This is a genomic window from Vibrio sp. 10N.261.51.A4 (assembly GCF_041471945.1).
In the GTDB taxonomy this organism is placed as follows: Bacteria; Pseudomonadota; Gammaproteobacteria; order Enterobacterales; family Vibrionaceae; genus Vibrio; species Vibrio crassostreae_C.
In genome coordinates this window covers 47,048-70,368 of record NZ_JBFRPJ010000099.1, presented here as the reverse complement: position 1 = coordinate 70,368, position 23,321 = coordinate 47,048, and the positions used below count along the sequence as shown (strand labels likewise).

Sequence of the window (23,321 nt, the reverse complement as noted above, 5' to 3'; positions counted from 1 at the left end):
TCAGGGAAGAGGGTCTTTGTTGGTATTTGCTGTTGAAAGATAAATTCGAATCAGGGCGTTAAAACGTTCAATGCTCTAATCAGCCCTGATCCTACGGAAATCGGTTTTACGTTAGTCAGTGAACCAGCTAGTTCGTTTTTGGCTCAGGGTCATCTGATGCTGCTTGAACGTCTGCTTCTGTACTTGCTTGATGAATCTCTAATTGCTCGTCTGAGTGTCGTTCTTCTTCAGCTTGTTCTTTCATTTCTAGCTCAACTTGCGCTTGGCTTTCGGCCAGTGCTTCTTGCTCTTCTGCTCGTGAAGACTTTGGTAAAACAAGGTTCAATAGCACCGTCATGATAGTACCGGTAGTGATGCCTGAGTGAAGAAAGTTCGCTAGATCATGCGGCAAGTGTTGCAGCAATCTTGGTTCGAAGGTGACGGCTAAGCCAGACGCTAAACCTACACAGATTACTAAGGCATTTCGCTTGGTGTCTGCGGCCTTGATCAACATGCGGATACCCGCGTAAGCAATCATCCCGAACATCACAAAGCCCACACCACCCAAAACAGGTTTCGGAATCGTGACGGCAATAGCGGCTAATTTCGGGAATAAACCACCTAAAATTAACAAACCACCGGTTGCAGCTACTACATAGCGACTTGCTACACCTGTGATACCCACAATACCGACGTTTTGGCTGAATGACGCCAGTGGCATCGCTGTTAAAATCGAAGACAAGGTACTACCAAGACCATCGCCTAGCAGTCCACGTTTTAGATCTTTACCGCTGACTTGGGTTTGGCAGTTGTTGCCAAGCGCCATGAAGTCACCGGTTGCTTCAGCGATAACCACGATGTACACCAAGCTCATGCTGATGATGGCACTAGCAGAAAACGTAAAGCCATACTTAAATGGTTCTGGGCCACCGACCCAAGCAGCAGAGCTGATCTGCTCAAGATCGACCATGCCGAGTGACAGCGCCACAATGTAACCACCTGCTAGGCCAATCACGATAGCGGAGGCCGCAACCGCGCCTTTACAGTAAACCGATACGCCAATCACTATCCCCAAAGAGACCAGTGCGAGAAACAGTTTTGGTAGCGTGGCGAATTGTTCCGTGTTGGCAGGAGAATCGCCAACCCAGTTCATGGCAACCGGTAAAATGGTTAAGCCGATTAAGGTAACCACTACACCACTTACCACGGTTGGGAACAGCTTTCGAACCTTGTCCATATAGAAGCTGGCACCAATTACCACGAATGAGCCGATAAGTGCTGAGCCCATGATAGCGGCGACACCACCTTCGTTACCGATGGAAATAGCCACACCTAAAAAGGCAAAGCTTGAGCCCATTACAACAGGCAGTCGAATACCAACAGGGCCAAAACCGAGACATTGCGCGACAGTCACAATACCAGAAGCCAATAGCGCCGCATTGATCAGTGAAACGATCTCTGTGTTAGGTAGGCCGATAGAAGCACCGACAATAAGCGGGACAGCGACGATGCCACCAATCGAGGCGAGCATGTGTTGTAAAGCAAGTAGAAGGGTTAGCCCATGGGGCGGTCTTTCATTAAGGGTGTACAGAAGTTTCATTTGATATTCCTCTGCCTGCGTTTCCGTTTACAGGCGATTGGCGGTCAAATAATGACTTCTACAAACTGCGTAGGGTCATAAAAAAGTGCACTGAATCGGTAGGGTTTCTGCTCTCTCGTCATCAATGCAATTAGCTTTCTTAAAAATCATGTTGTTGCTTGGCTTGCGAACCAGCCAAGCAACGTTGTGAGCAATCAAGAAATGACTGCTCAGGAGCTTTAGGGTTAACCGATGAACACTAGCTTGGCGATGAAGATAGCCGCTAGGAAGTACATCGAGATAGACACATCTTTGGTTTTACCTGTCGCCAACTTAAGCACTGTGTAGGTAATGAAACCCAATGCGATACCGTTCGCGATAGAGAAGGTCAGTGGCATCATTAGTGCGGTAATCGCGGCTGGAGCACCGTTAGTGAAGTCTTTCCAATCGACGTGCTGCATGCTGCTCATCATCACGAATGCGACGTAAATAAGAGCACCAGACGTTGCGTAAGCGGGGATCATGCCTGCAAGCGGTGATAGGAAAATTGCCGCTAAGAACAACACACCAACCACGATTGCTGAAAGACCTGTACGTGCGCCTGCTGCAACACCGGCTGCACTCTCTACATAACTGGTTACTGGCGGACAGCCTACACACGCACCTGCCACGCTTGAAATACTGTCGGCTTTCAGTGCTTTGCTTAGGCCTTCAATCTTGCCCGTTTCAGGGTTGGTCAGGTTTGCACGCTCAGCTACGCCCATCAAGGTACCAGCTGTATCAAACATGTTTACAAAAAGGAAAGCCAAGATAACGCTGATCATCGATACGTTTAGTGCACCGGCGATATCCATTGCCATAAAGGTAGGCGCTAAGCTTGGTGGTGCAGCGAAGAAGCCATCGTAGTGAACTAGGCCAAGCATCATGCCGACTAGCGTTACACTCAAAATACCGATAAGCACCGCGCCAAACACTTTACGCTCACTCAGAACCGCAATGATCAAGAATGCAATCGCAGCAAGCAGAGCTTCTGGTTTCGTGAAGTCACCCAATGAAACCAAAGTTGCTGGGTTTTCGACGACGATCCCCGCTGTTTTTAAGCCAATTAGACCTAAGAACAAACCAACACCTGCAGTCATTGAATAGCGCAAGCTCTCTGGAATACTCTCGATGATCCATTGGCGGACTTTGTAAAAACTCATCCCGACAAACAAGATACCGGAGATAAACACCGCACCCAGTGCCACCTCCCAGCTGTAACCCATTTCGCTCACAACCGTGAAAGAGAAGAAGGCGTTCAAGCCCATGCCCGGTGCAAGGCCGACAGGCCAGTTCGCGAATAAGCCCATTAACAAACAACCAATCGCGGCACCAATACAGGTAGCGACAAATACAGCCCCTGCATCCATACCTGAAGCGGCCATGATTTGTGGGTTAACGAAGATGATATAAGCCATGGTTGCGAAGGTGGTGACACCGCCGACTAACTCATTTTTTACGCTGCTTCCGTGTGCCTTAATCTTAAAGAGTTTCTCTAAAATTCCGTTGTTCGCATCTTGGTTGAGTATTTCTGTTTTACTCTCACTCATGTCAGCAAGTCCTTTTATGTTGTGATCCATTTATTGAATACAGCGAGATTTCAATATTAAGTTTTAAGGTTTTTCCTAGCCGCTATTTCTTTAGCTATCAGTTGATTAGTCATCAACTCTCTAACTAATAACGTTATTAGTATTTTTATATGAGCGTGTTTAATGAGCGCGCATCATTTTAGATGCACACACTAATCTGCTTAATATTTGTCGGTGAGCCTAGTTAGAAGTTCTAGGTCATGAGACTAACTGCCCCGGTAGGTTGAGAAACTGTAAGGGGAGACTAAAAGTGGAACGTGGTAGTGCGCATCGGGATCATCCAAGCCGAAGCGAATCACTACGTCGTCTAAGAAAGGCACACCATCGAGTTCCACACCTTTGCTTTTGTAGTAATCGGCTACGTAGAAGATCAATTGATATCTCCCCGGTCGAAATTCATTCCCAGCCAGAATTGGTGCATCGGTACGACCATCTGAATTAGTAAGCACGGTCGCCAGCTTTTCAGTGGAATCCTCATTGACCTTATAAAGCTCTACCTTGATCTCTGCACCCGGTAAGCCGTGAGTTGTGTCTAATACGTGTGTTGTTAATCTTCCCATAGTCCTTTAATAGCGCTTTTGGCGCTCCTCTGTTCCGTGGTTTATCTGTCTGTTTCGACCTTGCAAAGAATGCAACTGGTCACTTTGTTATCACTAACTATGTACGAACTGTACACAATTAGTAAAGCGAATTGTTGGAAAAATGTTAACTATTGTGTCGTTTTTTCTGACTTTATAGATCTTGATTATCGTTTTTTGGTGACTTTTGGTTTTATTAAGTTGTTGTTTTTAATTGGTAATAATGCGTAAATTTAACTTGAATAACAAAATCTTTACATTGAGATAAATAATTGTATACAATAAATGTACAGGGGTAAGGTTGCTCTGTTTATCGAGAATCCATTTGGTTGAATCATTTGGTGACTTACTTAAAGAGCGGCTAAGCCAACCACTTATGTTAGGAGTACTTGGATGAATAAGGATTATTCAAGAAATTTGATCGGTTACGGAGCTAACCCTCCAAACCCTCAATGGCCAGGTAATGCGCGCGTCGCGGTTTCTTTTGTATTGAACTATGAAGAGGGCGGTGAGCGTTGTTTGTTACATGGAGACGACGAGTCTGAAGCTTTTCTTTCAGAGATCCCGTCAGCACAGCCGATCAAAGGCGAACGTCACATGAGCATGGAGTCCATCTATGAATATGGTAGCCGTGCGGGTGTATGGCGTGTTCTTCGCTTGTTCGATGAATATGAAATCCCACTGACCGTATTTACGGTTGCAATGGCGATTGAGCGTCACCCAGACGTAGCCAAAGCCATAGTCGAAGCGGGGCACGAAATCTGTAGTCACGGTTATCGCTGGATAGACTATCAATACATTGATGAGTCAGAAGAGCGCGACCACATGACCAAAGCGATCGAGATCATCCAACAAGTGACGGGTCAACGCCCACAAGGTTGGTACACAGGTCGAACAGGTCCAAATACGCGTCGCTTAGTCGCAGAAGAAGGCGGCTTTCTTTACGACTCCGATGCCTATGATGATGACCTACCTTATTGGCACACCGAGACTGGTCATCCGCAATTGGTGATCCCATACACACTTGATGTGAACGACATGCGCTTTTCAACCGCGCAAGGCTTCAATTCGGGTGAGCAGTTTTTCCAATACCTAAAAGACACGTTTGACACCCTTTATATGGAAGGCGAAACAGCACCGAAAATGATGTCGGTTGGGCTGCATTGTCGTCTGATTGGTCGCCCCGGTCGTATTGCTGCATTGAGACGTTTCTTAGATTACGTAAAACAGCACGACAGCGTGTGGTTATGTCGTCGAATCGATATCGCCAACCACTGGCACCAACATCATCCATATCAACCAAATAACGCTAATCACCAACAGCAAAAGTAGCAGTGAAGCAAGGAGGCTTAACGTGACTGAATTTCGATCATGCCAACCAACAACCATGGACCGCGATACCTTTGTCGCTCACTTTGCTGATGTCTACGAACACAGCCCGTGGGTTGCAGAAGTGGTGTATGACCAAGGTTTGAATGCCGAAGACGACCATATCGAGAATCTTCATCTGAAAATGGCATCGACCTTGTTAAGTGCAGACCAAGGCAAACAGTTGGCTTTGATCAATGCTCACCCGGATTTAGCCGGTCGAGCAGCAGTAAACGGCGAGCTCACCGAGTCGTCGACCAAGGAACAAGCGGGGGCGGGCATCGACCAGTGCAACGCCGAAGAATTTGAAAAATTCACTTCTTACAACAACAGCTACAAAAGTCGCTTCAATTTCCCTTTTATCATGGCGGTGAAGGGAGCCAATCGTTACCAAATTCTTGAGTCGTTCGAGATGCGATTAGGAAATGATAGTGAAACTGAGTTTGCTACGGCGATTCAAGAGATCAACAAGATCGCGATGTTTCGTCTCTGGGATATGTAAGTTAACGGAGTTAACAGCTATCTCAGCCCAGTCTTAGTGCGCTAAGAGCACGCTTTATAAGCGAATAAGCCACTAAGTTCTCATTTTATTATTACTTGATTAATTGGATAGGATTACACGGACATGACCCAAACATTTGAACAATACATAAACCTTGCAGACGAAAAACTCGGCGCAGAAGCTACCTTCGCAACAGACGATTTTTTTGCAGATAAAAGCCGTCTTCTCAGCCACGCAGCGCCAGAGTGGAAAGACGACTTATACGACGATAACGGCAAGTGGATGGACGGTTGGGAAAGCAGACGTAAACGTGGTGAAGGTTACGACTACTGTGTCGTTCGCCTTGGCCTAGCTGGCACCATTGCTGGCGTTGATATTGATACCTCATTCTTCACAGGTAACTTCCCACCTTCGGCATCAATTGACGCGTGTTATTCACCACAAGGTGAGCCAACAGACGCAACAGAGTGGCAAGAAATTCTGCCTTCAATGGCATTGCAGGGTGATCATCATCATCTTGAAGCAATCGAAAGTGACCAAGTATTTACGCACCTACGTTTGAACATCTACCCAGATGGCGGTGTCGCACGCTTACGTGTTTATGGCCGACCAAGCGTGGATTGGGACGCAATAGACTCTCAGCAACAAGTTGACCTAGCAGCCGTTGAGCACGGTGGCCGAGCACTCGCATGTAGCGATGAACATTATGGAAACAAAGCCAACATCTTAGGCCCAGGCCGCGGTGAAAACATGGGTGACGGTTGGGAAACAGCGCGTCGTCGTACACCGGGTAACGACTGGGTTATCGTGGCACTAGGCCACCCAGGTAACATCGAACGCATCGTTGTTGATACGGCTCATTTCAAAGGTAACTACCCTGACAGCTGCTCAATTCAAGCGGCTTACGTGAAAGGCGGTACCGACGACCAAGTAGAAACACAAAGCCTATTCTGGCGTGAACTCTTGCCTGCACAAAAGCTGCAAGCGCACGAGATTCACGAATTCATTTCTGAGGTAAACGACCTTGGTGCGATTACCTACGTACGTGCAAACATATTCCCAGATGGTGGTATCAGCCGTTTGCGTCTGTTTGGTACGAAAGCGAAATAGGTAAGGAAATGAGTATGAGTAATGGAATACGTCGTTTATCCATCGAACCGTTAACCAAGCAGGCTTTTGCAGAGTTTGGCGATGTTATCGAGTCCGATAATAGTGATTTCTTCATGATCAACAGTGGATCAACACGTCGCTACCACAAGCTAGCGACAACGGATGTGCAAGACCAAGACGGAGAAGCCATCATCAGCATCTTCCAAGCCACACCGCTGAGCTACCCACTGACCATCAAAATGTTAGAGCGTCATCCACTTGGCTCTCAGGCATTCATTCCATTACTTGGTCAACCCTATTTAATTGTTGTTGCGCCAAAAGGCGACGATCCAACATTAGCCAATAGCCGAGCTTTCTTGAGCAACGGCCGTCAAGGAGTGAACTATCACAAAGGGGTGTGGCATCACCCAGTTCTCGCCCTCACCGATCAAGACCAGTTCTTGATCGTCGATAGAGGCGGCGAAGGGCATAACTGTGACGAAGTTTATTTCGACAGCGACCGAGTGGCATTGCATTTGGACGACTTGCCAACGGACGACAATAAGGAAGAGCAACGCTTAGCTAAAGCGTTGTGATACAGGAGTTTATTATGGATCCGCATATTACAGAATGGTTGAATTTAGCAATACGCTGGGCTCACATGATTGTTGGTGTTGCGTGGATAGGCGCATCATTTTACTTTGTTTGGTTAGAGAATAACCTTAACCGAGTAAACCCAAAAACAGGCCTTTCAGGCGACTTATGGGCAATTCACGGTGGTGGTATTTATCACCTAGAGAAGTACAAACTTGCGCCACCAGAAATGCCAGAGCACCTGCACTGGTTCAAATGGGAAGCTTACTTCACGTGGATCACCGGTGTGTGTCTACTGGGTGTGGTTTACTACCTCAACGCTGAGATTTACCTGATTGCACCGGGCTCTGGTCTTGATTCAACAACGGCAATCGCGATTGGTATTGGTTCATTCGTTGCCGGTTGGTTTATCTACGACTTACTGTGTGACTCACCATTAGGTAAAACACCCGTACTGCTTGGCGTTGTGCTGTTTGTATTGCTCGTTGCTGCGACCTATGGTCTAACCCAAGTGTTCAGTGGTCGTGGTGCTTACATCCACGTTGGTGCGATCATTGGTACCATCATGGTGGGTAACGTATTCCGCGTTATCATGCCTGCACAGCGTAACTTGGTGAAAGCGATTGAAGAGAAGCGCGAACCGGATCCGGCACTGCCAGCGAAAGGTCTACTGCGTTCTCGTCACAACAACTACATGACACTGCCAGTACTGTTCATCATGATCAGTAACCACTTCCCAAGCACTTACGGCTCGGAATACAACTGGTTGATCCTTGCTGGGCTAGCGATTTTCAGTATCTTGGTGCGCCACTACTTCAACACCCGTCATGGTAGCCAAAAGTTTGCATGGACAGTGCCAGTCGCGGCATTGGGTATGATCACGCTTGCGTTTGTTACCTCGCCTTACGCGAAAAAGCAGATGACTCCGGTTGTGCAAGCGCCAGTGGTTCAAGAAGTGCAAGTTAGCGCGACTGAATCAGCGACAGAAGAACTTGCTGCAAACGACACCGCTTCAACGACTAGTTCTCAGGCCGCACCAGCAGACCACGCAATGCAAACTGCTAGCGCAGGCGTCAGCTTTGAAACTATCAACAAAGTCATTCAAGAGCGCTGTTCTGTGTGTCACTCATCAACCCCGAGCCACGCCGCTTTTGCTGCTGCGCCAGGTGGTGTGATGTTTGATACCCCTGAAGAGATTAAAGCCAACGTACCAAGGATTGTTGCTCAAACAGTAACAACTAAGGTGATGCCGCTTGGTAACATGACTCAAATGACCGACGCAGAGCGCGCACTCATCGGCACTTGGGTAGAGCAAGGCGCTACGCTTCAATAATGATGTGAATCCTTTACCTAAGAGCATGAGTCTTAGGTGAGGCTTGGGGAGAGTTTGGTTTCGGGCACGCACCAAACTCATCCCACCCTGTTTCCCCGGTTCCTATAACCGGGGCTTTTTGTTTTTGGACAAAAGAAATGCAGAATTATCATTCAGTTGGTGACTCTAGGTGCATATGTGAATTAAAGTGTGCTGTTGGTTGTTCCTGTCTAGTCGGGCAGAGTGTTGATGTTCAAGATCAGTTGAGAGAGTTATGAAAAATATCGTTGTATTTAATACTGAAACAGCAGAGCACCGAGTTTTTGACGTATCAGATTCTGATGCGGAGAATTATCAAGAGATACGTTCTTTGCTAGTCAAAGCTTTAGATCTAGAAATTATTTATGACCAAATAATTGAAGCATATTGGGACTTCAAAAATAAAGTTAATTATTGGAATTTAAGGTCTATTTCAACCCCGTTTGCTGACTATGTACTAAACCATGAAATTCGTAGCTCTTTGAATAGTTTGGCTTTTAACTTGTTCAACTTAAGTAAGTTATATCTTGATTGGCATTTTAATGAACGGAAGAAGCGATGTTTTGCATTTGAGATTACGAATGACGAAGCTGCTAGAGTTGCTGTCGAATCACAACGTCAGGATATTTACGACTCAAATATTCATTACGTAGTTGGCTGCGACTTGAGAGGACATAGCCAACATAGCGCTTTACCTGTAAGAACTTTTACTACTGGTGTTCGCTACGATCACGAAACATCAAGTCGCACTGCTCATTTCAGTATTTTTTACGATTACGATGACCTAGTTAAAGCTGGTGTCCCAAAGAAAAAATTATCACATGATATTAAGCTAGAACTCTCAGAAATTATCGACGGTTTCGTATACGCGATTTCTCAAAAGCACATGTTGAATCGTGAGTTATCCGATTCAATTGTTCGTGATGGCCGTGAAAGATATTTGACTAAGTGGCAAAGTTTGGTCAATGACACGAATTTTGAACGGTATCGTTGCGAACTACATTTGGAAGGTGGTGAAAAGCATGTGTTATCTCTTGAGTGGTTTGAGGTGTACGGTCATCTCCAATTAAAGCATCGTAGGTCAATAGATTACTCAGCGATTCGGTTCGAAAAGTGAGTTAGATATAATCAAAAATGAGTTGTATGTAGTTTTAATCACAGTGTCTGAGCTATTAAATAGGGTTTAAGGAAAAGACAAATATGGATATTGCCGTACTAACATTTGATGGATTTAACGAGCTAGATTCTTTCATCGCATCGGGTATTTTGAATCGAATGAAAGAGTTTGGTTGGAATGTGCAGATTACTAGCCCTACAGAATCAGTGACTTCAATGAATGGAGTCACAATTAAATCTCAACAGCCTTTAGAGTTCGCGAATACAGCTGATGCGGTGTTGTTTGGTAGTGGCATGTTGACCCGCGATGTCGCCCAAGATGATAAATTACTCTCAAGGTTAAACCTTAATCCACAAACACAATTGATTGGTGGTCAATGCTCAGGGACTTTATTGATGTCGGTATTGGGGTTACTGAATCAAGTTCCAGCCTGTACTGATTTAATAACGAAGCCATGGGTAATTGAATCCGGTGTGACCATATTGGACCAGCCGTTTTATGCGGAAGGAAACATTGCTACAGCAGGCGGCTGCTTGTCATCCAAATATCTAGCAGCATGGGTTATCAGTAAACTCGCAGACCAAGCACATGCCGAAGCTGCAATTCACTATGTTGCGCCTGTTGGTGAGAAAGAAGACTCTGTGAATCATTGCATGTCGATAGTAAGTACTTACGTTTAAACTGATTCATTGCGTGCGCAGTCCTGTATAAGGTCCTTGATATGAATCTCTACCCATGGCATTTTTAGTCCAAATTGACTTTAGTTAGGACAAAAAATGGAAGACTTGATAGTCGCGTATTTTAGGGCATTGAGCTCATTCTTTAGGTATCTGTTTCAGTCGATATTGATTGAGTTCATTGGTTACGGATCTGGCTGGATAGTCTGTAAAGCATTCACACTAGGGCGCTTCCCCCCATTGAATCCAACTGAAAAAGAGCGAACCAGAATCTCTTATATCGGAGCTATTAGCATCGTGTTGCTTCTGTTAGCAATTGGTGTGTTCAATAGTTTGTGATTCGGAGTGAGGATATATGAAATTTTACCCCGCGGAACAATACCAAGCGGCTTGCAACGAGCTGTTTATCCGATACGAACGTGACATCAAAAAGCTAATCCCTAACGCGAGAGTTGAGCACGTAGGCGCATCTTCTATTCCTTTTGCCGTGTCTAAGGGCGATCTAGATATTTTCGTAGGTATTGAACTTGGTATGTTGTAATCCACATCTGCTGCTGATGTGGCCTTGCAAGTGGTCAGTGTTATTGACTATGAGTGGAACTTAAATGTTGATAGCCTAGTGAAGTTAGACTATCAACATTTATTGATTATGATTCTGCAGATTCTGCTTTATCAAGAACTGAATCGTTATAAGCTTTGGTGCCCTTGTAACCTAGGAAAAGCGAAACTATCCATAAAATAAATGATACTGGAGAAGCAATAACGGTGATCGCGCAAACTACGATGAGAATTAAGTTAACAATTCCCCACATGACGCTCCCTGCATACATCTGAGCGCCTCCTGGTATTACAAAACCTAACAGTAGCGCTATCATAGGGTTTTTCATTTTGTTTTGTATGCGAGCTTGTTGAATTGCGTCACTCATAACGATGCTTCCTTATGCATTTAGTTGTTATTTGCGCACTCTATCTTTATCTTATTTTTAGTCAAGGATTTAGTTAAATATTTGATTTGATTGATTGTTTTATGATCTGATATTTGTCGTATTAATGGGTTTGGTGGTTTTGTTGTGTTTGGCTTATGGTTTAATCTGAGAGGTGTAGGGAGGAATATCGCTCTATTGTTTATTACACTACTTTTTGGTCAGTTTTTACTTTCCTCTTACACTCTTTTCAAATATCGAACCTAGTATCAATTTTCTCTTTGTTACACAGGCAAGTCTCTCATTATGAAGAACTTCTTTGATAGCGAACTCATGCTCTCTAGCTCCTTGAATTTCGTTTTGCTATCGCTTGGGCTAACGCTCCTTTTTCATCTTCCGATTTGGTGTGGGTTCAACTTGAGCCGACGAAAGTGGAAGCTCATGGATTATTTATGGCCGTTTCTAGCGGGTATCGGGATGCTGGGCGCTGTGTCTGAGATTCGTGCGAAAGTAGCGGGTGATTGGGTTGAAACAGAACAAACCAGAGCGGTGGCGATTTTAGAGTCGGTTCAGCAGTTTTCTTTGGATAAGCTGAGAAGTGATACCTGCACAGGTCAACCATCTTTGGATAATCACGCTCAGCACCATGAAGCGTGTTTGTGGTATTTGAATACGGCGATCACGTTCAAAGATATCGATTTCACCTTGTTACCCAACGCATCGGATTTTACGGTTCCTGCGCCTAGCGTATCGCTGGTGGAAAGTGATGCCGTGTGGGTGGATGGTATGCTGAGTCAATATGAGATGCAGAAAAACCAATACATAAAAACCAGAGAAGCGCAGGTGAAGCAGCCACTAGAAAGTATCTTTTGGTATGTGAGTCCTTACTTAGTGTGTTTCGCGATTGCGTTGCGTTTGACGAAAGTCACCGCAGAGCTCAAATTAGATAAGTGCGCATAGTTTGAGTACTTATACCCAGATAGAAAAGGTGAAGTAATGAATGTGAGTGAGTTTTCTCGGTTGGTGGGTTTGTCGGCTCACACGCTTCGCTACTATGAAAAAATCGGCTTGTTGAAAAATGTTCATCGGAACAGTAGCGGTCATCGAGTCTATACATCGAAGGACGTTACCTGGATTGAGTTCGTGAAGCGCTTAAAAGACACCGCAATGCCACTGGACGAAATTCTGGAATACGCAAAGCTAAGGGAGTTAGGGCCAGAATCGACTTCGCAGCGCCAAGTGTTGCTCGAACAACATCAACAGAATTTGCGTTCCCATATCGAAGAACAGCAAAAGCATCTGACTGCGCTAGAGCAAAAAATTAGTTTGTATCGAGATGGAAAAGTCCGTTGACTTAGAGTCGACTCTAACTTGTAAGGTGTTCCTGTAAATCATAAAAAGGAACAAACCTATGAATCAATCACGTTTCGACATCGGCTTAGAAAGACTTAATCATATCGACGGAGAAGCAGGGCAACAGGTTATTGAAAGCCTGCAAGACATCTGTCCTGATCTTGCAAAATATACTATCGAGTATCCTTTTGGTGATATCTATTCACGCCCCGGTTTGGATTTGAAATCACGAGAGATCGCGACCGTCGCTGCCCTTACCGCACTCGGTAATTGTGCCCCTCAGCTTAAGGTGCATTTGAATGCGGCACTCAATGTTGGATGTAGCGAGGAAGAGATTAAAGAAGTGATACTGCAGATGTCGGTGTATGCGGGATTCCCAGCTGCGTTAAATGGCATGTTCGCATTTAAAGAAGTGCTTGCGGAGAGAGGCACAGCTTGAGATAAATAGAAAATATAGTCTGAAAAGGGAGCGTCAACTTTGCTAAGTTGCGCTCCCTTTTCATTGATGGGCTAAGTTTTAAAGGTCGTAAAACTGAAGGTTCGCGGTTCTTTAAGACGACATAGACAGCGCGAATGACAGCAAGATAGGCAAGGTGACCACGCTTAGGAAGTTGCCGAACAACACCATAGACGCGACCTTGGGTGGCTCGACATTGAACCTTTCTGCGAACAGGTAGTTCATCACGGCGGGTGGCAGCATGGTGAACAGAACCATCATCTGTAGGTGCAACGTAGGCAGCGGGATAAAGAAGTAGATGATGGCGAAGGCGATGGCACCAGTAAACAGCGATTGAGCCGTGCACAGCAAGCCAACTTTGAGTCCGCTGAGCTTCAAGTTGACCATTTGCGAACCTAGCGACAACAGCATAATAGGCACGGCTGCTTGGCCGAGTAGTGAGGTGGCTTCGTAGATTGGATTCCACACTGCAATGCCAGATAAGTTGAGCGTCATCGCTAACGCTGCGGCTAAGAATATCGGCATCTTGAGGATTTGTTTGATCGGGTTACCATCGCTTAATAGTGCCAAGCCAACACTAATGTGCACGCATGCCGATACCACAAACAGCAATACCGCAGGGGCTAATGCACTCTCACCAAAGGTATAGGTGAACAGGGGAATGGCCAGGTTGCCACTGTTGCGGAACATATGTGGCGGCGCCCAAGCTTTGAAGTTGAGCTTAAAGATCTTACAGATTGGTATCATCAATAAAGCGGGCACCAACACCGCGACCAAAGAGGCGGTGATGAGTGGCAGTTGTTCGGTGTCGAGAGGCATGGTGGTCAGCGAGGCAAACACTAGCGCAGGAATACACACATCCATGTTGATGCGATTGATCGGTTTGAAATCGGGCTTGAGCCAACGACCCACCGCAAAGCCAGCACTGGCTAAAGCAAAAACGGGAAACAGAATGCTGACGACCTGTTCGAACATAGAATTCCTTTCTAGATTGAGTGCTTCCATTTAGCTGAGAAACGAATGTTTTAGAGAGACGCTAAAGTGAAGTATGAAGTCGATATGTATAAACATTAACCTATCAATATAATGACTTGGCGTCACCGAAGATCGTTGTTTGTGAACGGTTAATTTATATTTCTTTGAATGAAGCACAAAAAAGACCAGTGGCATCAGCAACTGGTCTTTCAAGGCTAGATAAATCTGGACGGATTTTTAATTAACGACGGCTGTCGCTGTCTAGCGATTGTTACTCGGTTTTCAGTCTAGCTAACGAGCTTTTGATAATCTTTGAAATTCACATCGTAGGCTTTCTCGCCGTAGATGTAAGTCTCGCTGACGGTTCTGTCGTCACCCAGGCTCATCAATACAAATAGCTTCTCTTCAAGCTTGGTCGCTTGTTCCATTCTAAAGCGCATCAATTGTGTGGCGTGTAAGTCCAACACCACGAAATCGGCTTCTTTTCCTACTTCCAAGTTGCCAATCTTGTCTTCTAAATGCAGTGAACGTGCACCACCTAATGTGGCTAAGAATAGCGACTTAGCTGGGTGCAATTTCTTATGTTGAAGCTGCATGATCTTATAGGCTTCACTCATGGTTTGTAGGATTGAGAAGCTAGTGCCTGCGCCGACATCAGTCCCCATACCAACACGAATGCCGTGCTCTTCCATTTCTGGTAATCGGAATAAACCTGAGCCTAAGAACAAGTTCGAAGTTGGGCAAAAGGCGATGGCAGATTCAGTATCAGCAAGGCGCTTACATTCGCAGTCAGACAAGTGAATACCATGGGCGAATACCGAACGCTTGTGAAGGAGCCCGTAATGGTCATAGACATCTAGGTAACTGTCGCGCTCTGGGAACAGCGATTTCACCCACTCGATCTCTTTCTCGTTTTCAGAAAGGTGAGTGTGCATGTACACGTCTGGATATTCTTCTAGCAGTTTACCGACAGTGGCAAGTTGCTCTGGTGTGCTGGTTGGCGCAAAACGAGGTGTCACCGCGTAAAGTAAACGGCCGCGGTTATGCCATTTCTCAATCAGTTCCTTGGAGTCTGCGTAGCCAGATTCTGGCGTGTCGGTGAGGTAATCAGGCGCATTGCGATCCATCAAAACCTTACCCGCAATCATACGTAGGTTGCGCTTCTCAGCTTCTTCAAAGAAAACGTTAACCGACTCTTTGTGTACCGTGCCGAACACGAGTGCCGTGGTTGTGCCGTTGCTTGCTAGTTCGTCTAGGAATAGCTTCGCCACTTTGTGTGCGTAGACTGGGTTTTTGAAGCGCTTTTCTTCTGGGAAGGTGTAGTTCTCTAACCAATCAAGAAGTTGCTCACCGTAAGACGCGATCATCCCTGTTTGAGGGTAGTGGATGTGCGTATCAATAAAGCCAGAGGTGATCAGCTTGTCTTTGTATTTTTTGACTTCGAGTGTTTTAGGTTGGCGAGCCAATACCTCGTCGACATGGCCCAAGTCGACGACATGGCCGTTCTCAACCACTAAAACACCGTCTTCAAAATAGTCGTAAGACTCATCGATGCCGACGTCTTTTGGGTCGGCGACGCTGTGTAAAATACTGGCGCGATAAGCTTTGCGTTGCGTTGTCATGTTTACTTCCTTTTAATGACTTCAGCGACGTTATGGCCACTGAAGCTTTGCGACTTGTGTTAGGCGATCTTCTCTTCCAATGGTGGTTCGCCTACGTCGCTTGGTTGACTGTGTTGATCGGTCAAACCCTGATTTCGATATTGTTTGGTTGGGCGCTTTTGTTCAAGCGCTTGGCCTTGATAGTGTGCGATCAGTTCACCCGCAACCGATACCGCAATTTCGGCAGGATGTTTGCCATTCACGGCGCTAATGCCAATCGGGCAAAGCATGGTTTCGATTTGTTCTTGGCTGTAGCCGCGCTGCTCTAAGCGGAAGTCGAACTTCTTACGCTTGGTAAGCGAGCCGATCATGCCAAAGTAACGGCTGTCTTCACGGTCAATAATGGCTTTGGTTAGGTCAAAATCGAGCTGGTGGTTGTGGGTCATCACAAGGTAATAACTGTTTGGTTGCATGTGTTTCACTTCACCGACTGGGTCGTCTGAGACAAGCTTTTTAACACCGTGTGGCAGCGTTTCAGGGAACACTTCTTCACGTTCATCAATCCAGGTCACACGGAAGGGTAGGGTTGCGACAATGTGCAGCAGCGCTTTGGCAACGTGGCCTGCGCCAAACAGCACAAGGTGGTTCTGCTGAGTGCCAATCGGTTCAAAGCTTAACGTTGCCATTCCGCCACAACATTGGCCTAAACGAGCACCTAGGTTGAAGCGTTCCACTTTGAGCGATTTTTCACTGGCAATCAGCATCTCTCGAGCCATTTTAGTGGCCACATGTTCAAGGTGACCACCACCAATCGTAGCGATGATTCGGTCACGAGTGACAAGCATTTTGGTGCCCGCATCGCGTGGAACGGAACCTCTGTCTTCAAGAACCGTCACCATCACACACGGTTCGTAGTTCTCTTCCAGTTTTGCCAGTTCGTGAATCCAATTATCCTTAAACATACGTCCTCCTAAATCCCTTCTATACTTCCCAAGCTATCATGAGCCTTATTAAGCCGTTTCTGATTGAACATCGACCGAAGTCGGAGCCGTTTCAGTGACTTCCTGAATCGCCATCAGAATACGCTCTGGTGTCGCAGGTGTGTTGAGCTTAGGAATCGCGCCATCGACGGCGACATAGCTAATGGCATCTTTCAGTGCGCTCCATACCGACATACCCAACATGAAAGGTGGCTCACCCACGGCTTTCGAGTTGAATACGGTGTCTTCTGGGTTGTTACGGTTTTCTAAAAGGTGCGTTCTGAAATCAATTGGCATATCAGCAATTGCAGGGATCTTGTAGCTCGCTGGGCCATTGGTCATCAAGCGGCCTTGCTGGTTCCAAACCAACTCTTCCGTCGTTAACCAACCAACACCTTGCACAAAGCCACCTTCGACTTGGCCGATATCAATCGCAGGGTTCAATGAAGCGCCCACATCATGCAGAATATCGACACGCAGAATCTTGTTCTCGCCGGTTAGGGTATCGACGATAACCTCTGAACAAGATGCTCCGTATGCGTAGTAGTAGAAAGGGCGACCGCGCGCTTTCTCGTGATCGTAATAGATCTTCGGAGTGCGGTAGAAACCAGTGCTCGAAAGCGAGATTTGGTTAAACCAAGCCAGTTCAACAAATGAGTTGAAGGTCATGATCTCATCGCGGATCTGCACCATGCCGTTCTTAAATACCACCTCTTCAGGCCACACTTTGAAGTGCGAAGAAGCGAAGTCGATCAGGCGCTGCTTAATGGTCATTGCGGCGTTTTGCGCGGCCTTACCGTTGAGGTCGGTGCCCGATGAGGCTGCGGTTGGTGATGTGTTCGGAACTTTGTCTGTGTTTGTAGCGGTGATCTGGATACGTTCGACATCGACTTGGAACTCCTGTGCAACGATTTGTGCCACTTTGATGTTCAAGCCTTGGCCCATTTCCGTACCACCGTGATTCAAATGAATACTGCCATCGGTGTAGATATGGATGAGCGCACCTGCTTGGTTCAAGAAAGTCGCAGTAAACGAGATGCCGAATTTCACTGGTGTGATCGCAAGGCCTTTCTTCAAGATAGGGCTCTGCTTGTTGAACTCGGCAATGTCTTTACGACGTGCGTGATAGTCACTGCTGCGTTCAAGCTGTTCGGTTATCTCAGGTAAAAAGTTGTCTTCAACGGTTTGGTAGTAATGGGTCACGTTACGGCCTTCTTCGCCGTAGTAGTTCGCCTTACGTACTTCCAAAGGATCTTTTTTCAGGTAACGCGCAATCTCGTCCATGATGTGTTCAATGGTCATCATGCCTTGCGGGCCACCAAAGCCACGGTAAGCGGTGTTCGATGCTGTGTTGGTTTTGCATCGATGACCGACCACTGTCGCATCGCCTAGGTAATAAGCGTTGTCTGAGTGGAACATCGCACGGTCGACAATAGAGCTTGATAAGTCTGGTGAGTAACCACAGTTACCTGCAACGGTAATGTCGGCACCTTGAATTACACCATTGTCGTCAAAACCGACCGTATATTGGTTGTAGAACGGGTGGCGTTTACCGGTTTGCTGCATGTCTTCACTGCGCAGCAAACGCATTTTTGTAGGTCGGCCTGTAAGGTGGGCAATAACCGCAGCCATACACGCTGGAGAGGCCGCTTGGGTCTCTTTACCACCGAAACCACCGCCCATGCGACGCATATCAATCACGACTTTGTGCATCGGCACGCCAATCACTTCCGCAACCAGTTTTTGAACTTCGGTCGGGTTTTGAGTCGAGGTGTAAACGATCATGCCGCCGTCTTCGGTTGGCATTACGCTACTGATTTGAGTCTCTAGATAGAAGTGCTCTTGGCCACCGATCTCTAGGTCACCAGAGATCACGTGTTTTGCTTTTGCCAGTGCTGCTTTTGAGTCACCACGTTGTTGAGTGTGGCTTTCTGTTACGAAGTGCTCTTTCTCTAGCGCTTCTTTTACATCAAGAATCGCAGGGAGTTCTTCGTATTCAATGATTGCAGCGTGTGCGGCTTTACGCGCGGTTTCTAAATCATTGGCAGCCACGGCAATCACAGGTTGGCCGTAGTATTCTACTTTGCCGTCTGCAAGCAGTGGGTCACCCGGTAGGATGGCGCCGATATCTAGCTCACCCGGTACGTCTTTCGCTTGAATGGCAATCGCCACGCCTTCGAATTCGTAACACGGTGACAGGTCTATTTTGGTGATATTCGCGTGTGCTTGAGTGCTCAGGCGTGCGTAGACGTGCAGCTGATTTGGGAACTCTAGGCGGTCATCAATGTACACCGCTTCGCCCGTGACTTGCTTGGCTGCACTATCGTGTTTAACGCTTTTACCTACGCCAGTTTTTAGGTCTTGTTTTGCAATGGTAACCATCTCTTCGTGGGTCATCGCATGCTCGTGTGATTTACACATAAGACGTTACCCTTGTTTCGATTTGGTTGTTTTTGTTCTGCTGTTCAATGAAGTAACGACGCAACATATTGGCTGCCGACAATGAACGGTATTCTTGGCTGGCACGGAAATCAGATAGCGGCTCAAAGTCGTTATACAGTTCCTGCATCGCTAACTTAATATTAGCGTCTGTCCATGGTTTGCCTAATAACGTATTTTCACAACGCGCCGCGCGCTTAGGTGTTGCAGCCATACCGCCGAAAGCGATACGAGCGTAAGAAACCTTGCCGTCTTCGATTTGAATATCAAACGCACCACACACCGCAGAGATGTCGTCGTCTAAACGTTTAGACAGTTTGTAAGCTCGGAAGCTGTCGTTAGTTGGCTTAGGAATGATGATCTGTTCAATGAACTCACTCTCTTTTTGCGCCGTCACTTTGTAGCTGATGAAGTAATCTTCAATCGGCATGGTGCGTGACTCGTCACCGCAACGAAGTTTGATCTTTGCGTTAAGGGCAATCAGCAGAGGAGGGGTGTCACCGATAGGCGAAGCATTCGCTACATTACCGCCGATGGTGCCTTGGTTACGCACTTGCAGTGAAGCAAAGCGATGCAGCAGTTCACCAAAATCTGGGTAGTGTTTTTTCAATAGTGAGTAAGAATCACTGATAGGCAGGTTGGCACCAATGATTAGATCGGTGTCGGTCTCTTCACATACCTTCATGTCTTCAACAAGGTTCACGCTGATCAGTGTTTCAATCTCACGATGGAATTGCGTCACTTCCAGCGCTAAATCCGTACCGCCAGCAACCAGCTTAGCGTTCGGGTGGGCTTGAAAAAGCTTGGCCAACTCATCGGTGCTTTTTGGGGAAAAAGCGGTGAGGTGACCAAGGCGTAAGTTGGCCTCAGTGTCTTGAATGCTTTCTAGCTTCTTGATGGTGTTGCGTTCAAGTTCAGCAAATTGGTCGATCAAAGGTTGGTCTGTTGAAAGTGACATCGCAGCATCAACAATTGGTCGGTAGCCTGTACAACGACATAGGTTACCCGCCAGTGATTCCATGACGTCTTCTTTGCTCGCATCGGGTTTGTTTTTGCCTAGCGCAAACATCGACATGATGAAGCCCGGCGTGCAGTAACCACACTGTGAACCGTGAAAATCAACCACCGCTTTTTGCACTGGGTGCAATGAGCGATCTCGATTTTGCAGATCTTCTACTGTGATCAGTTGCTTGCCATGCAGCGCTGAAACGAACGTAAGGCAAGAGTTCACCGAGCGGTATTGCAGTTGTCCATCAACCACTTCACCCAGAACTACCGTACATGCGCCACAGTCGCCCGACCCACAACCTTCTTTTGTACCCGTCTTATTTATCTTGGTACGAAGGTAGTTGAGCACTGTCATATTTGGCGACAGATTATCTTCGCGTCTTATTTCCTGATTGAGCAAAAAAGTAATCAAGAGACCTCCTTGTAAATCGACATATTTCCATGTGTATTCTTTTTGACTTCTAGGTCAATAATTATCCATCCTGACCCTGCGGTCAACTATTTATTTACAAAAATGTAACAAAGATGGCTTGTCGTGAATTGTATACAATTTAATTTTGGTCATAGTCGTCTGTTTTATAAGGGTTTGGATTGAGATTGAACAGTTTTATGGTGTGAATGAATGGATAGCTATGTATACAAGATAAAGACAAGATTTATGGCACTGTTGGGAGTGATTCTGTAGAGGCTAAGATCGTTGTTGAGGCTAGAATAGACAGTGTTTTAGATGGATGTGAGCCGATCGTCGTCTTTATTTTTAGGGGAGAGGGCACAAAAAAGAGAAGTAAACACTAAGGCTTACTTCTCTCCTGTATTGTTAATAAAAAGCTGTTAACAAAAAGCTGTTAACAAAAAGCTGTTAACAAAAAGTTGTTAACGGATGGTTATTAAGCGCTTGTTGAATCTTCTATGACTTGCTCTTAAGCAGATCTGAGAACACGACATGCAGATCACTAGAAGCTGTGCTGCTGTCTAGGTTGAGCTTCGAACGAATATGGCTTAGGTGTTCTTGCATCAACTCTACGGCTTGTTGTTGATTGCCTGACTCTATCGCATCCAGTAAGCCTGAGTGTTCGTCTAGAGAACAGTTCGAGTGGTTGCCCGTTTCGTACTGAGCGATCAGCAGTGAAGTTTGCGATACCAAGCTGCGTTGGAAAGCCAGCAGTGGCGCGTTCTCTGCCATTTCAGCCAATTTGATGTGGAACTCACCAGACAAACGTAGGCCAGAGCCGTAATCGCCTTGGTCGAAAGCACAGTTCTCTTTCGCGACTAATTTTCTGCATTCTTCTATTTGAGCTTTGGTTGCGTTTTTCACCGCCAGCTCAGTGATAGCGATTTCCATCACTTCACGTGCTTTAAAGATTTGTTTGGCTTCGTCAACCGTTGGCGCAGCAATCACGGCTCCTCGGTTAGGACGGATCACCACAACTTGTTCTAAAGAAAGACGCAGTAAGGCACGGCGGATAATGGTGCGGCTAACGCTAAAGATTTCTGCTAACGCTTCTTCGCTTAATTTGGTGGCTGGTGGCAGCCTTTGTTCTAGTATCGCGTCGAAGATATGGCAGTAAACAACATCGTCTTGAGTCTGGCCTGTTACTTTCGTTTTTACACCTTTGGAGACAGAGTTTTTGAGAACTGTCATAGAGATAAGGACCCTTGTTTAGTCGAGTTGGGTTGGTCGAGAATAATTCATGAGTATTACTCTATATTGTATACATTTATCTATACAATGCCACTGGATGAAAGTGCGATGCACGCTTATTTGTTAATGACTTATAACATTTAGTTTGCAGGGAACTGTGTGCAATCTTGAGCTTTAAGCCATTTCTAATCCAACTAAACTCGATTATCGCCGCAGCTGTACGCCACGATCTGGCTGATTTCGCTCAGGCTACGACCTGACTGTTGCTGCCATTCGTTGAAGGCTTTACCCGCTGCCAGTTGTGCTCGCTTGGTGTTACGACCGCTATCAACCACGTCTGTGCTGCGTAGGTGTGCTTCAACATCTGATGACAAGATGAAGGTATCTTTACCCATTTGGCGCAGAGTGTAGGCACCAGTGTTACCGCCTAATCGCTTGCCGTGTTTCTTCAGATAATCCCAAAGTTCAGTGATACGTTCTGATGGCCAGTCGGCAACCATTTGTGAGAAGGAATCCGCCTCACGCTTAGCATTGTGGATCATGGTGGCATTGGCAGGGATGGTCATCACCTTAGTGAGGTGGCGAATAATGCGCGGGTCTTGCGCTTTTTGTTCCCACATTTCATTCGGCAGCATCAGCATTTTTTCGATATTGAATTCAAAGAACACTTCTTCAAATTGCGGCCATTTCTTCCTCACTACATTCCATGAAATACCACACTGGAATACTTTTTCAGTAAAGGCGGCTAGCCAACGATCGTCGGTGATTTGTGATAGCTCGGCTTGTGAAAGGGGCGCACGAATAATTTTTTCGAGTTCGGCCGCTCCGCCTTTGCGGTGAGCTGCACGTTGGTAAATAGTATCGAATTTTTCTTGGGTCATGAAGGTTCCAAATTACATCTGTGTATCTTGAGTATGTAGCCAATGCTTAATGATATGGGGTCAAATCTAGTAATTAAAACGAACTAGCTAAGCTTTAATTCCATTTGATATAGAGGCCAGGTATTGTCATTGAATTCTTTGAATTTTGGTTCTTTGTCTACCACTTGAAAGCCCGCTTTGTCGTAGCAACGTTTCGCACCGTGATTCTGTTGGAATACCGCTAAGCTGATGGTGGTGACATCAGGGATCTGTTTTGCGGCTTCTAATGCACTTTCTATCATGGAGTGCCCAAACCCTTTACCACGCTGACTTGGGTGAATGGCCACTCGGCAGAATCGAAGTTCACTGTCTGACATACGTTGAAACTCCATAAAACCGAGCAAGTCATTAGCATTCGAGTTAGTGCTAGATGTGGAGAATGTGTAAAGCTCGACATGGGGCTCTTGAGAACGTTCAATGATGGAGGCGGCTTCTAACGGCCAACCAAAGGTTCGTCCGCCCCACAGTACATAGTCTTCGAGTGATGTGAACCAAGTGACGATCTCATTGGCATCGGAGGCTTTAAAGCGGTTTATTTCCATATCCTTGTCTCTTCCTTAT

The 23,321-nt window shown here is 46.2% G+C and carries 23 protein-coding genes and 1 pseudogene; 12 read left to right on the top strand and 12 right to left on the bottom strand.

Annotated elements, in window-relative coordinates; all coding sequences use genetic code 11:
• Positions 1-127: 127 nt before the first annotated feature.
• The 3 genes from AB4384_RS20740 to uraH form a co-directional block, all read right to left on the bottom strand.
• On the bottom strand, positions 128-1,579 hold the full coding sequence (locus AB4384_RS20740) for a nucleobase:cation symporter-2 family protein (protein ID WP_372130054.1): 1,452 nt from the start codon (positions 1,577-1,579) through the stop codon (positions 128-130).
• A gap of 224 nt (positions 1,580-1,803) precedes the next feature.
• Positions 1,804-3,147, bottom strand: a complete 1,344-nt coding sequence (locus AB4384_RS20735; RefSeq protein WP_017065002.1) for an NCS2 family permease — start codon at positions 3,145-3,147, stop codon at positions 1,804-1,806.
• Positions 3,148-3,392: 245 nt separating this feature from the next.
• Complete coding sequence (uraH, locus tag AB4384_RS20730; RefSeq protein ID WP_372130053.1) at positions 3,393-3,746, bottom strand: hydroxyisourate hydrolase; 354 nt, start codon at positions 3,744-3,746, stop codon at positions 3,393-3,395.
• A gap of 411 nt (positions 3,747-4,157) precedes the next feature.
• Here uraH and puuE point away from each other — a divergent pair, with 411 nt between their 5' ends.
• From puuE to AB4384_RS20685, 9 genes and pseudogenes are all read left to right on the top strand, one after another.
• Complete coding sequence (gene puuE, locus AB4384_RS20725) at positions 4,158-5,096, top strand: allantoinase PuuE (protein WP_372130052.1); 939 nt, start codon at positions 4,158-4,160, stop codon at positions 5,094-5,096.
• A 22-nt stretch (positions 5,097-5,118) separates the two neighbouring features.
• Positions 5,119-5,634, top strand: coding sequence for a 2-oxo-4-hydroxy-4-carboxy-5-ureidoimidazoline decarboxylase (gene uraD, locus AB4384_RS20720; RefSeq protein ID WP_017067791.1), 516 nt, complete (start codon positions 5,119-5,121; stop codon positions 5,632-5,634).
• A gap of 123 nt (positions 5,635-5,757) precedes the next feature.
• Entirely contained in the window at positions 5,758-6,744 is a 987-nt protein-coding gene (gene alc / locus AB4384_RS20715; protein ID WP_372130051.1) for an allantoicase, read from the top strand.
• 14 nt (positions 6,745-6,758) lie between these two features.
• Positions 6,759-7,319 carry an ureidoglycolate lyase gene (locus AB4384_RS20710; RefSeq protein ID WP_004732859.1) on the top strand — a complete coding sequence of 187 codons (561 nt, stop codon included), beginning with the start codon at positions 6,759-6,761 and terminating at the stop codon, positions 7,317-7,319.
• Between the two features lie 14 nt (positions 7,320-7,333).
• Positions 7,334-8,650: a urate hydroxylase PuuD gene (locus AB4384_RS20705; RefSeq protein WP_102571825.1), complete on the top strand. Its 1,317-nt coding sequence runs from the start codon at positions 7,334-7,336 to the stop codon at positions 8,648-8,650.
• Between the two features lie 253 nt (positions 8,651-8,903).
• Entirely contained in the window at positions 8,904-9,785 is an 882-nt protein-coding gene (locus AB4384_RS20700; RefSeq protein ID WP_050647480.1) for a hypothetical protein, read from the top strand.
• An 83-nt stretch (positions 9,786-9,868) separates the two neighbouring features.
• Entirely contained in the window at positions 9,869-10,465 is a 597-nt protein-coding gene (locus AB4384_RS20695; RefSeq protein ID WP_372112643.1) for a DJ-1/PfpI family protein, read from the top strand.
• Between the two features lie 96 nt (positions 10,466-10,561).
• The gene (locus tag AB4384_RS20690) at positions 10,562-10,801 is read left to right on the top strand and encodes a hypothetical protein (RefSeq protein WP_136982327.1); all 240 of its coding nucleotides are present in this window, start codon (positions 10,562-10,564) and stop codon (positions 10,799-10,801) included.
• Between the two features lie 16 nt (positions 10,802-10,817).
• A pseudogene (locus AB4384_RS20685) lies at positions 10,818-11,000 on the top strand (GrpB family protein); the annotation flags it as partial.
• A gap of 109 nt (positions 11,001-11,109) precedes the next feature.
• On the opposite strand, the gene AB4384_RS20680 reads toward AB4384_RS20685, so the two are convergent.
• Positions 11,110-11,388 carry a hypothetical protein gene (locus AB4384_RS20680; protein ID WP_372130050.1) on the bottom strand — a complete coding sequence of 93 codons (279 nt, stop codon included), beginning with the start codon at positions 11,386-11,388 and terminating at the stop codon, positions 11,110-11,112.
• Between the two features lie 438 nt (positions 11,389-11,826).
• Here AB4384_RS20680 and AB4384_RS20675 point away from each other — a divergent pair, with 438 nt between their 5' ends.
• The 3 genes from AB4384_RS20675 to AB4384_RS20665 are packed head-to-tail and all read left to right on the top strand — an operon-like array spanning position 11,827 to position 13,177.
• A complete protein-coding gene (locus AB4384_RS20675; protein ID WP_104215198.1) occupies positions 11,827-12,345 on the top strand; it encodes a hypothetical protein in 519 nt (172 codons plus the stop codon).
• 36 nt (positions 12,346-12,381) lie between these two features.
• Complete coding sequence (locus AB4384_RS20670; protein ID WP_104215197.1) at positions 12,382-12,738, top strand: MerR family transcriptional regulator; 357 nt, start codon at positions 12,382-12,384, stop codon at positions 12,736-12,738.
• A 58-nt stretch (positions 12,739-12,796) separates the two neighbouring features.
• A complete protein-coding gene (locus AB4384_RS20665) occupies positions 12,797-13,177 on the top strand; it encodes a carboxymuconolactone decarboxylase family protein (RefSeq protein ID WP_017083073.1) in 381 nt (126 codons plus the stop codon).
• Positions 13,178-13,288: 111 nt separating this feature from the next.
• Here the strand turns inward: AB4384_RS20665 and AB4384_RS20660 are convergent, their stop codons facing one another.
• From AB4384_RS20660 to AB4384_RS20625, 8 genes are all read right to left on the bottom strand, one after another.
• Positions 13,289-14,170, bottom strand: coding sequence for an AEC family transporter (locus tag AB4384_RS20660; RefSeq protein ID WP_054541472.1), 882 nt, complete (start codon positions 14,168-14,170; stop codon positions 13,289-13,291).
• Between the two features lie 287 nt (positions 14,171-14,457).
• A complete protein-coding gene (gene guaD, locus AB4384_RS20655; protein WP_372130049.1) occupies positions 14,458-15,792 on the bottom strand; it encodes a guanine deaminase in 1,335 nt (444 codons plus the stop codon).
• A gap of 59 nt (positions 15,793-15,851) precedes the next feature.
• Positions 15,852-16,733 carry a xanthine dehydrogenase accessory protein XdhC gene (gene xdhC, locus AB4384_RS20650; protein WP_136982330.1) on the bottom strand — a complete coding sequence of 294 codons (882 nt, stop codon included), beginning with the start codon at positions 16,731-16,733 and terminating at the stop codon, positions 15,852-15,854.
• A 48-nt stretch (positions 16,734-16,781) separates the two neighbouring features.
• Positions 16,782-19,172: a xanthine dehydrogenase molybdopterin binding subunit gene (xdhB, locus tag AB4384_RS20645; RefSeq protein ID WP_372130048.1), complete on the bottom strand. Its 2,391-nt coding sequence runs from the start codon at positions 19,170-19,172 to the stop codon at positions 16,782-16,784.
• The gene (xdhA, locus tag AB4384_RS20640; RefSeq protein ID WP_032549154.1) at positions 19,165-20,610 is read right to left on the bottom strand and encodes a xanthine dehydrogenase small subunit; all 1,446 of its coding nucleotides are present in this window, start codon (positions 20,608-20,610) and stop codon (positions 19,165-19,167) included. Before xdhA ends, xdhB begins: the two co-directional genes overlap by 8 nt.
• Before the next feature lie 495 nt (positions 20,611-21,105).
• Entirely contained in the window at positions 21,106-21,840 is a 735-nt protein-coding gene (locus AB4384_RS20635) for a GntR family transcriptional regulator (RefSeq protein ID WP_372130047.1), read from the bottom strand.
• A 194-nt stretch (positions 21,841-22,034) separates the two neighbouring features.
• Positions 22,035-22,721, bottom strand: a complete 687-nt coding sequence (locus AB4384_RS20630; RefSeq protein WP_108185318.1) for a DNA-3-methyladenine glycosylase I — start codon at positions 22,719-22,721, stop codon at positions 22,035-22,037.
• Between the two features lie 83 nt (positions 22,722-22,804).
• Positions 22,805-23,302: a GNAT family N-acetyltransferase gene (locus AB4384_RS20625; RefSeq protein WP_372130046.1), complete on the bottom strand. Its 498-nt coding sequence runs from the start codon at positions 23,300-23,302 to the stop codon at positions 22,805-22,807.
• Positions 23,303-23,321 lie beyond the last annotated feature (19 nt).

Bases quoted from the DNA above. Each gene is read 5' to 3' on its own strand.
- AB4384_RS20740 (WP_372130054.1), bottom strand. From the start codon at position 1,579: ATGAAACTTCTGTACACCCTTAATGAAAGACCGCCCCATGGGCTAACC.
- AB4384_RS20735 (WP_017065002.1), bottom strand. From the start codon at position 3,147: ATGAGTGAGAGTAAAACAGAAATACTCAACCAAGATGCGAACAACGGA.
- uraH (WP_372130053.1), bottom strand. From the start codon at position 3,746: ATGGGAAGATTAACAACACACGTATTAGACACAACTCACGGCTTACCG.
- puuE (WP_372130052.1), top strand. From the start codon at position 4,158: ATGAATAAGGATTATTCAAGAAATTTGATCGGTTACGGAGCTAACCCT.
- alc (WP_372130051.1), top strand. From the start codon at position 5,758: ATGACCCAAACATTTGAACAATACATAAACCTTGCAGACGAAAAACTC.
- AB4384_RS20710 (WP_004732859.1), top strand. From the start codon at position 6,759: ATGAGTAATGGAATACGTCGTTTATCCATCGAACCGTTAACCAAGCAG.
- AB4384_RS20705 (WP_102571825.1), top strand. From the start codon at position 7,334: ATGGATCCGCATATTACAGAATGGTTGAATTTAGCAATACGCTGGGCT.
- AB4384_RS20700 (WP_050647480.1), top strand. From the start codon at position 8,904: ATGAAAAATATCGTTGTATTTAATACTGAAACAGCAGAGCACCGAGTT.
- AB4384_RS20695 (WP_372112643.1), top strand. From the start codon at position 9,869: ATGGATATTGCCGTACTAACATTTGATGGATTTAACGAGCTAGATTCT.
- AB4384_RS20690 (WP_136982327.1), top strand. From the start codon at position 10,562: ATGGAAGACTTGATAGTCGCGTATTTTAGGGCATTGAGCTCATTCTTT.
- AB4384_RS20680 (WP_372130050.1), bottom strand. From the start codon at position 11,388: ATGAGTGACGCAATTCAACAAGCTCGCATACAAAACAAAATGAAAAAC.
- AB4384_RS20675 (WP_104215198.1), top strand. From the start codon at position 11,827: ATGGATTATTTATGGCCGTTTCTAGCGGGTATCGGGATGCTGGGCGCT.
- AB4384_RS20670 (WP_104215197.1), top strand. From the start codon at position 12,382: ATGAATGTGAGTGAGTTTTCTCGGTTGGTGGGTTTGTCGGCTCACACG.
- AB4384_RS20665 (WP_017083073.1), top strand. From the start codon at position 12,797: ATGAATCAATCACGTTTCGACATCGGCTTAGAAAGACTTAATCATATC.
- AB4384_RS20660 (WP_054541472.1), bottom strand. From the start codon at position 14,170: ATGTTCGAACAGGTCGTCAGCATTCTGTTTCCCGTTTTTGCTTTAGCC.
- guaD (WP_372130049.1), bottom strand. From the start codon at position 15,792: ATGACAACGCAACGCAAAGCTTATCGCGCCAGTATTTTACACAGCGTC.
- xdhC (WP_136982330.1), bottom strand. From the start codon at position 16,733: ATGTTTAAGGATAATTGGATTCACGAACTGGCAAAACTGGAAGAGAAC.
- xdhB (WP_372130048.1), bottom strand. From the start codon at position 19,172: ATGTGTAAATCACACGAGCATGCGATGACCCACGAAGAGATGGTTACC.
- AB4384_RS20635 (WP_372130047.1), bottom strand. From the start codon at position 21,840: ATGACAGTTCTCAAAAACTCTGTCTCCAAAGGTGTAAAAACGAAAGTA.
- AB4384_RS20630 (WP_108185318.1), bottom strand. From the start codon at position 22,721: ATGACCCAAGAAAAATTCGATACTATTTACCAACGTGCAGCTCACCGC.
- AB4384_RS20625 (WP_372130046.1), bottom strand. From the start codon at position 23,302: ATGGAAATAAACCGCTTTAAAGCCTCCGATGCCAATGAGATCGTCACT.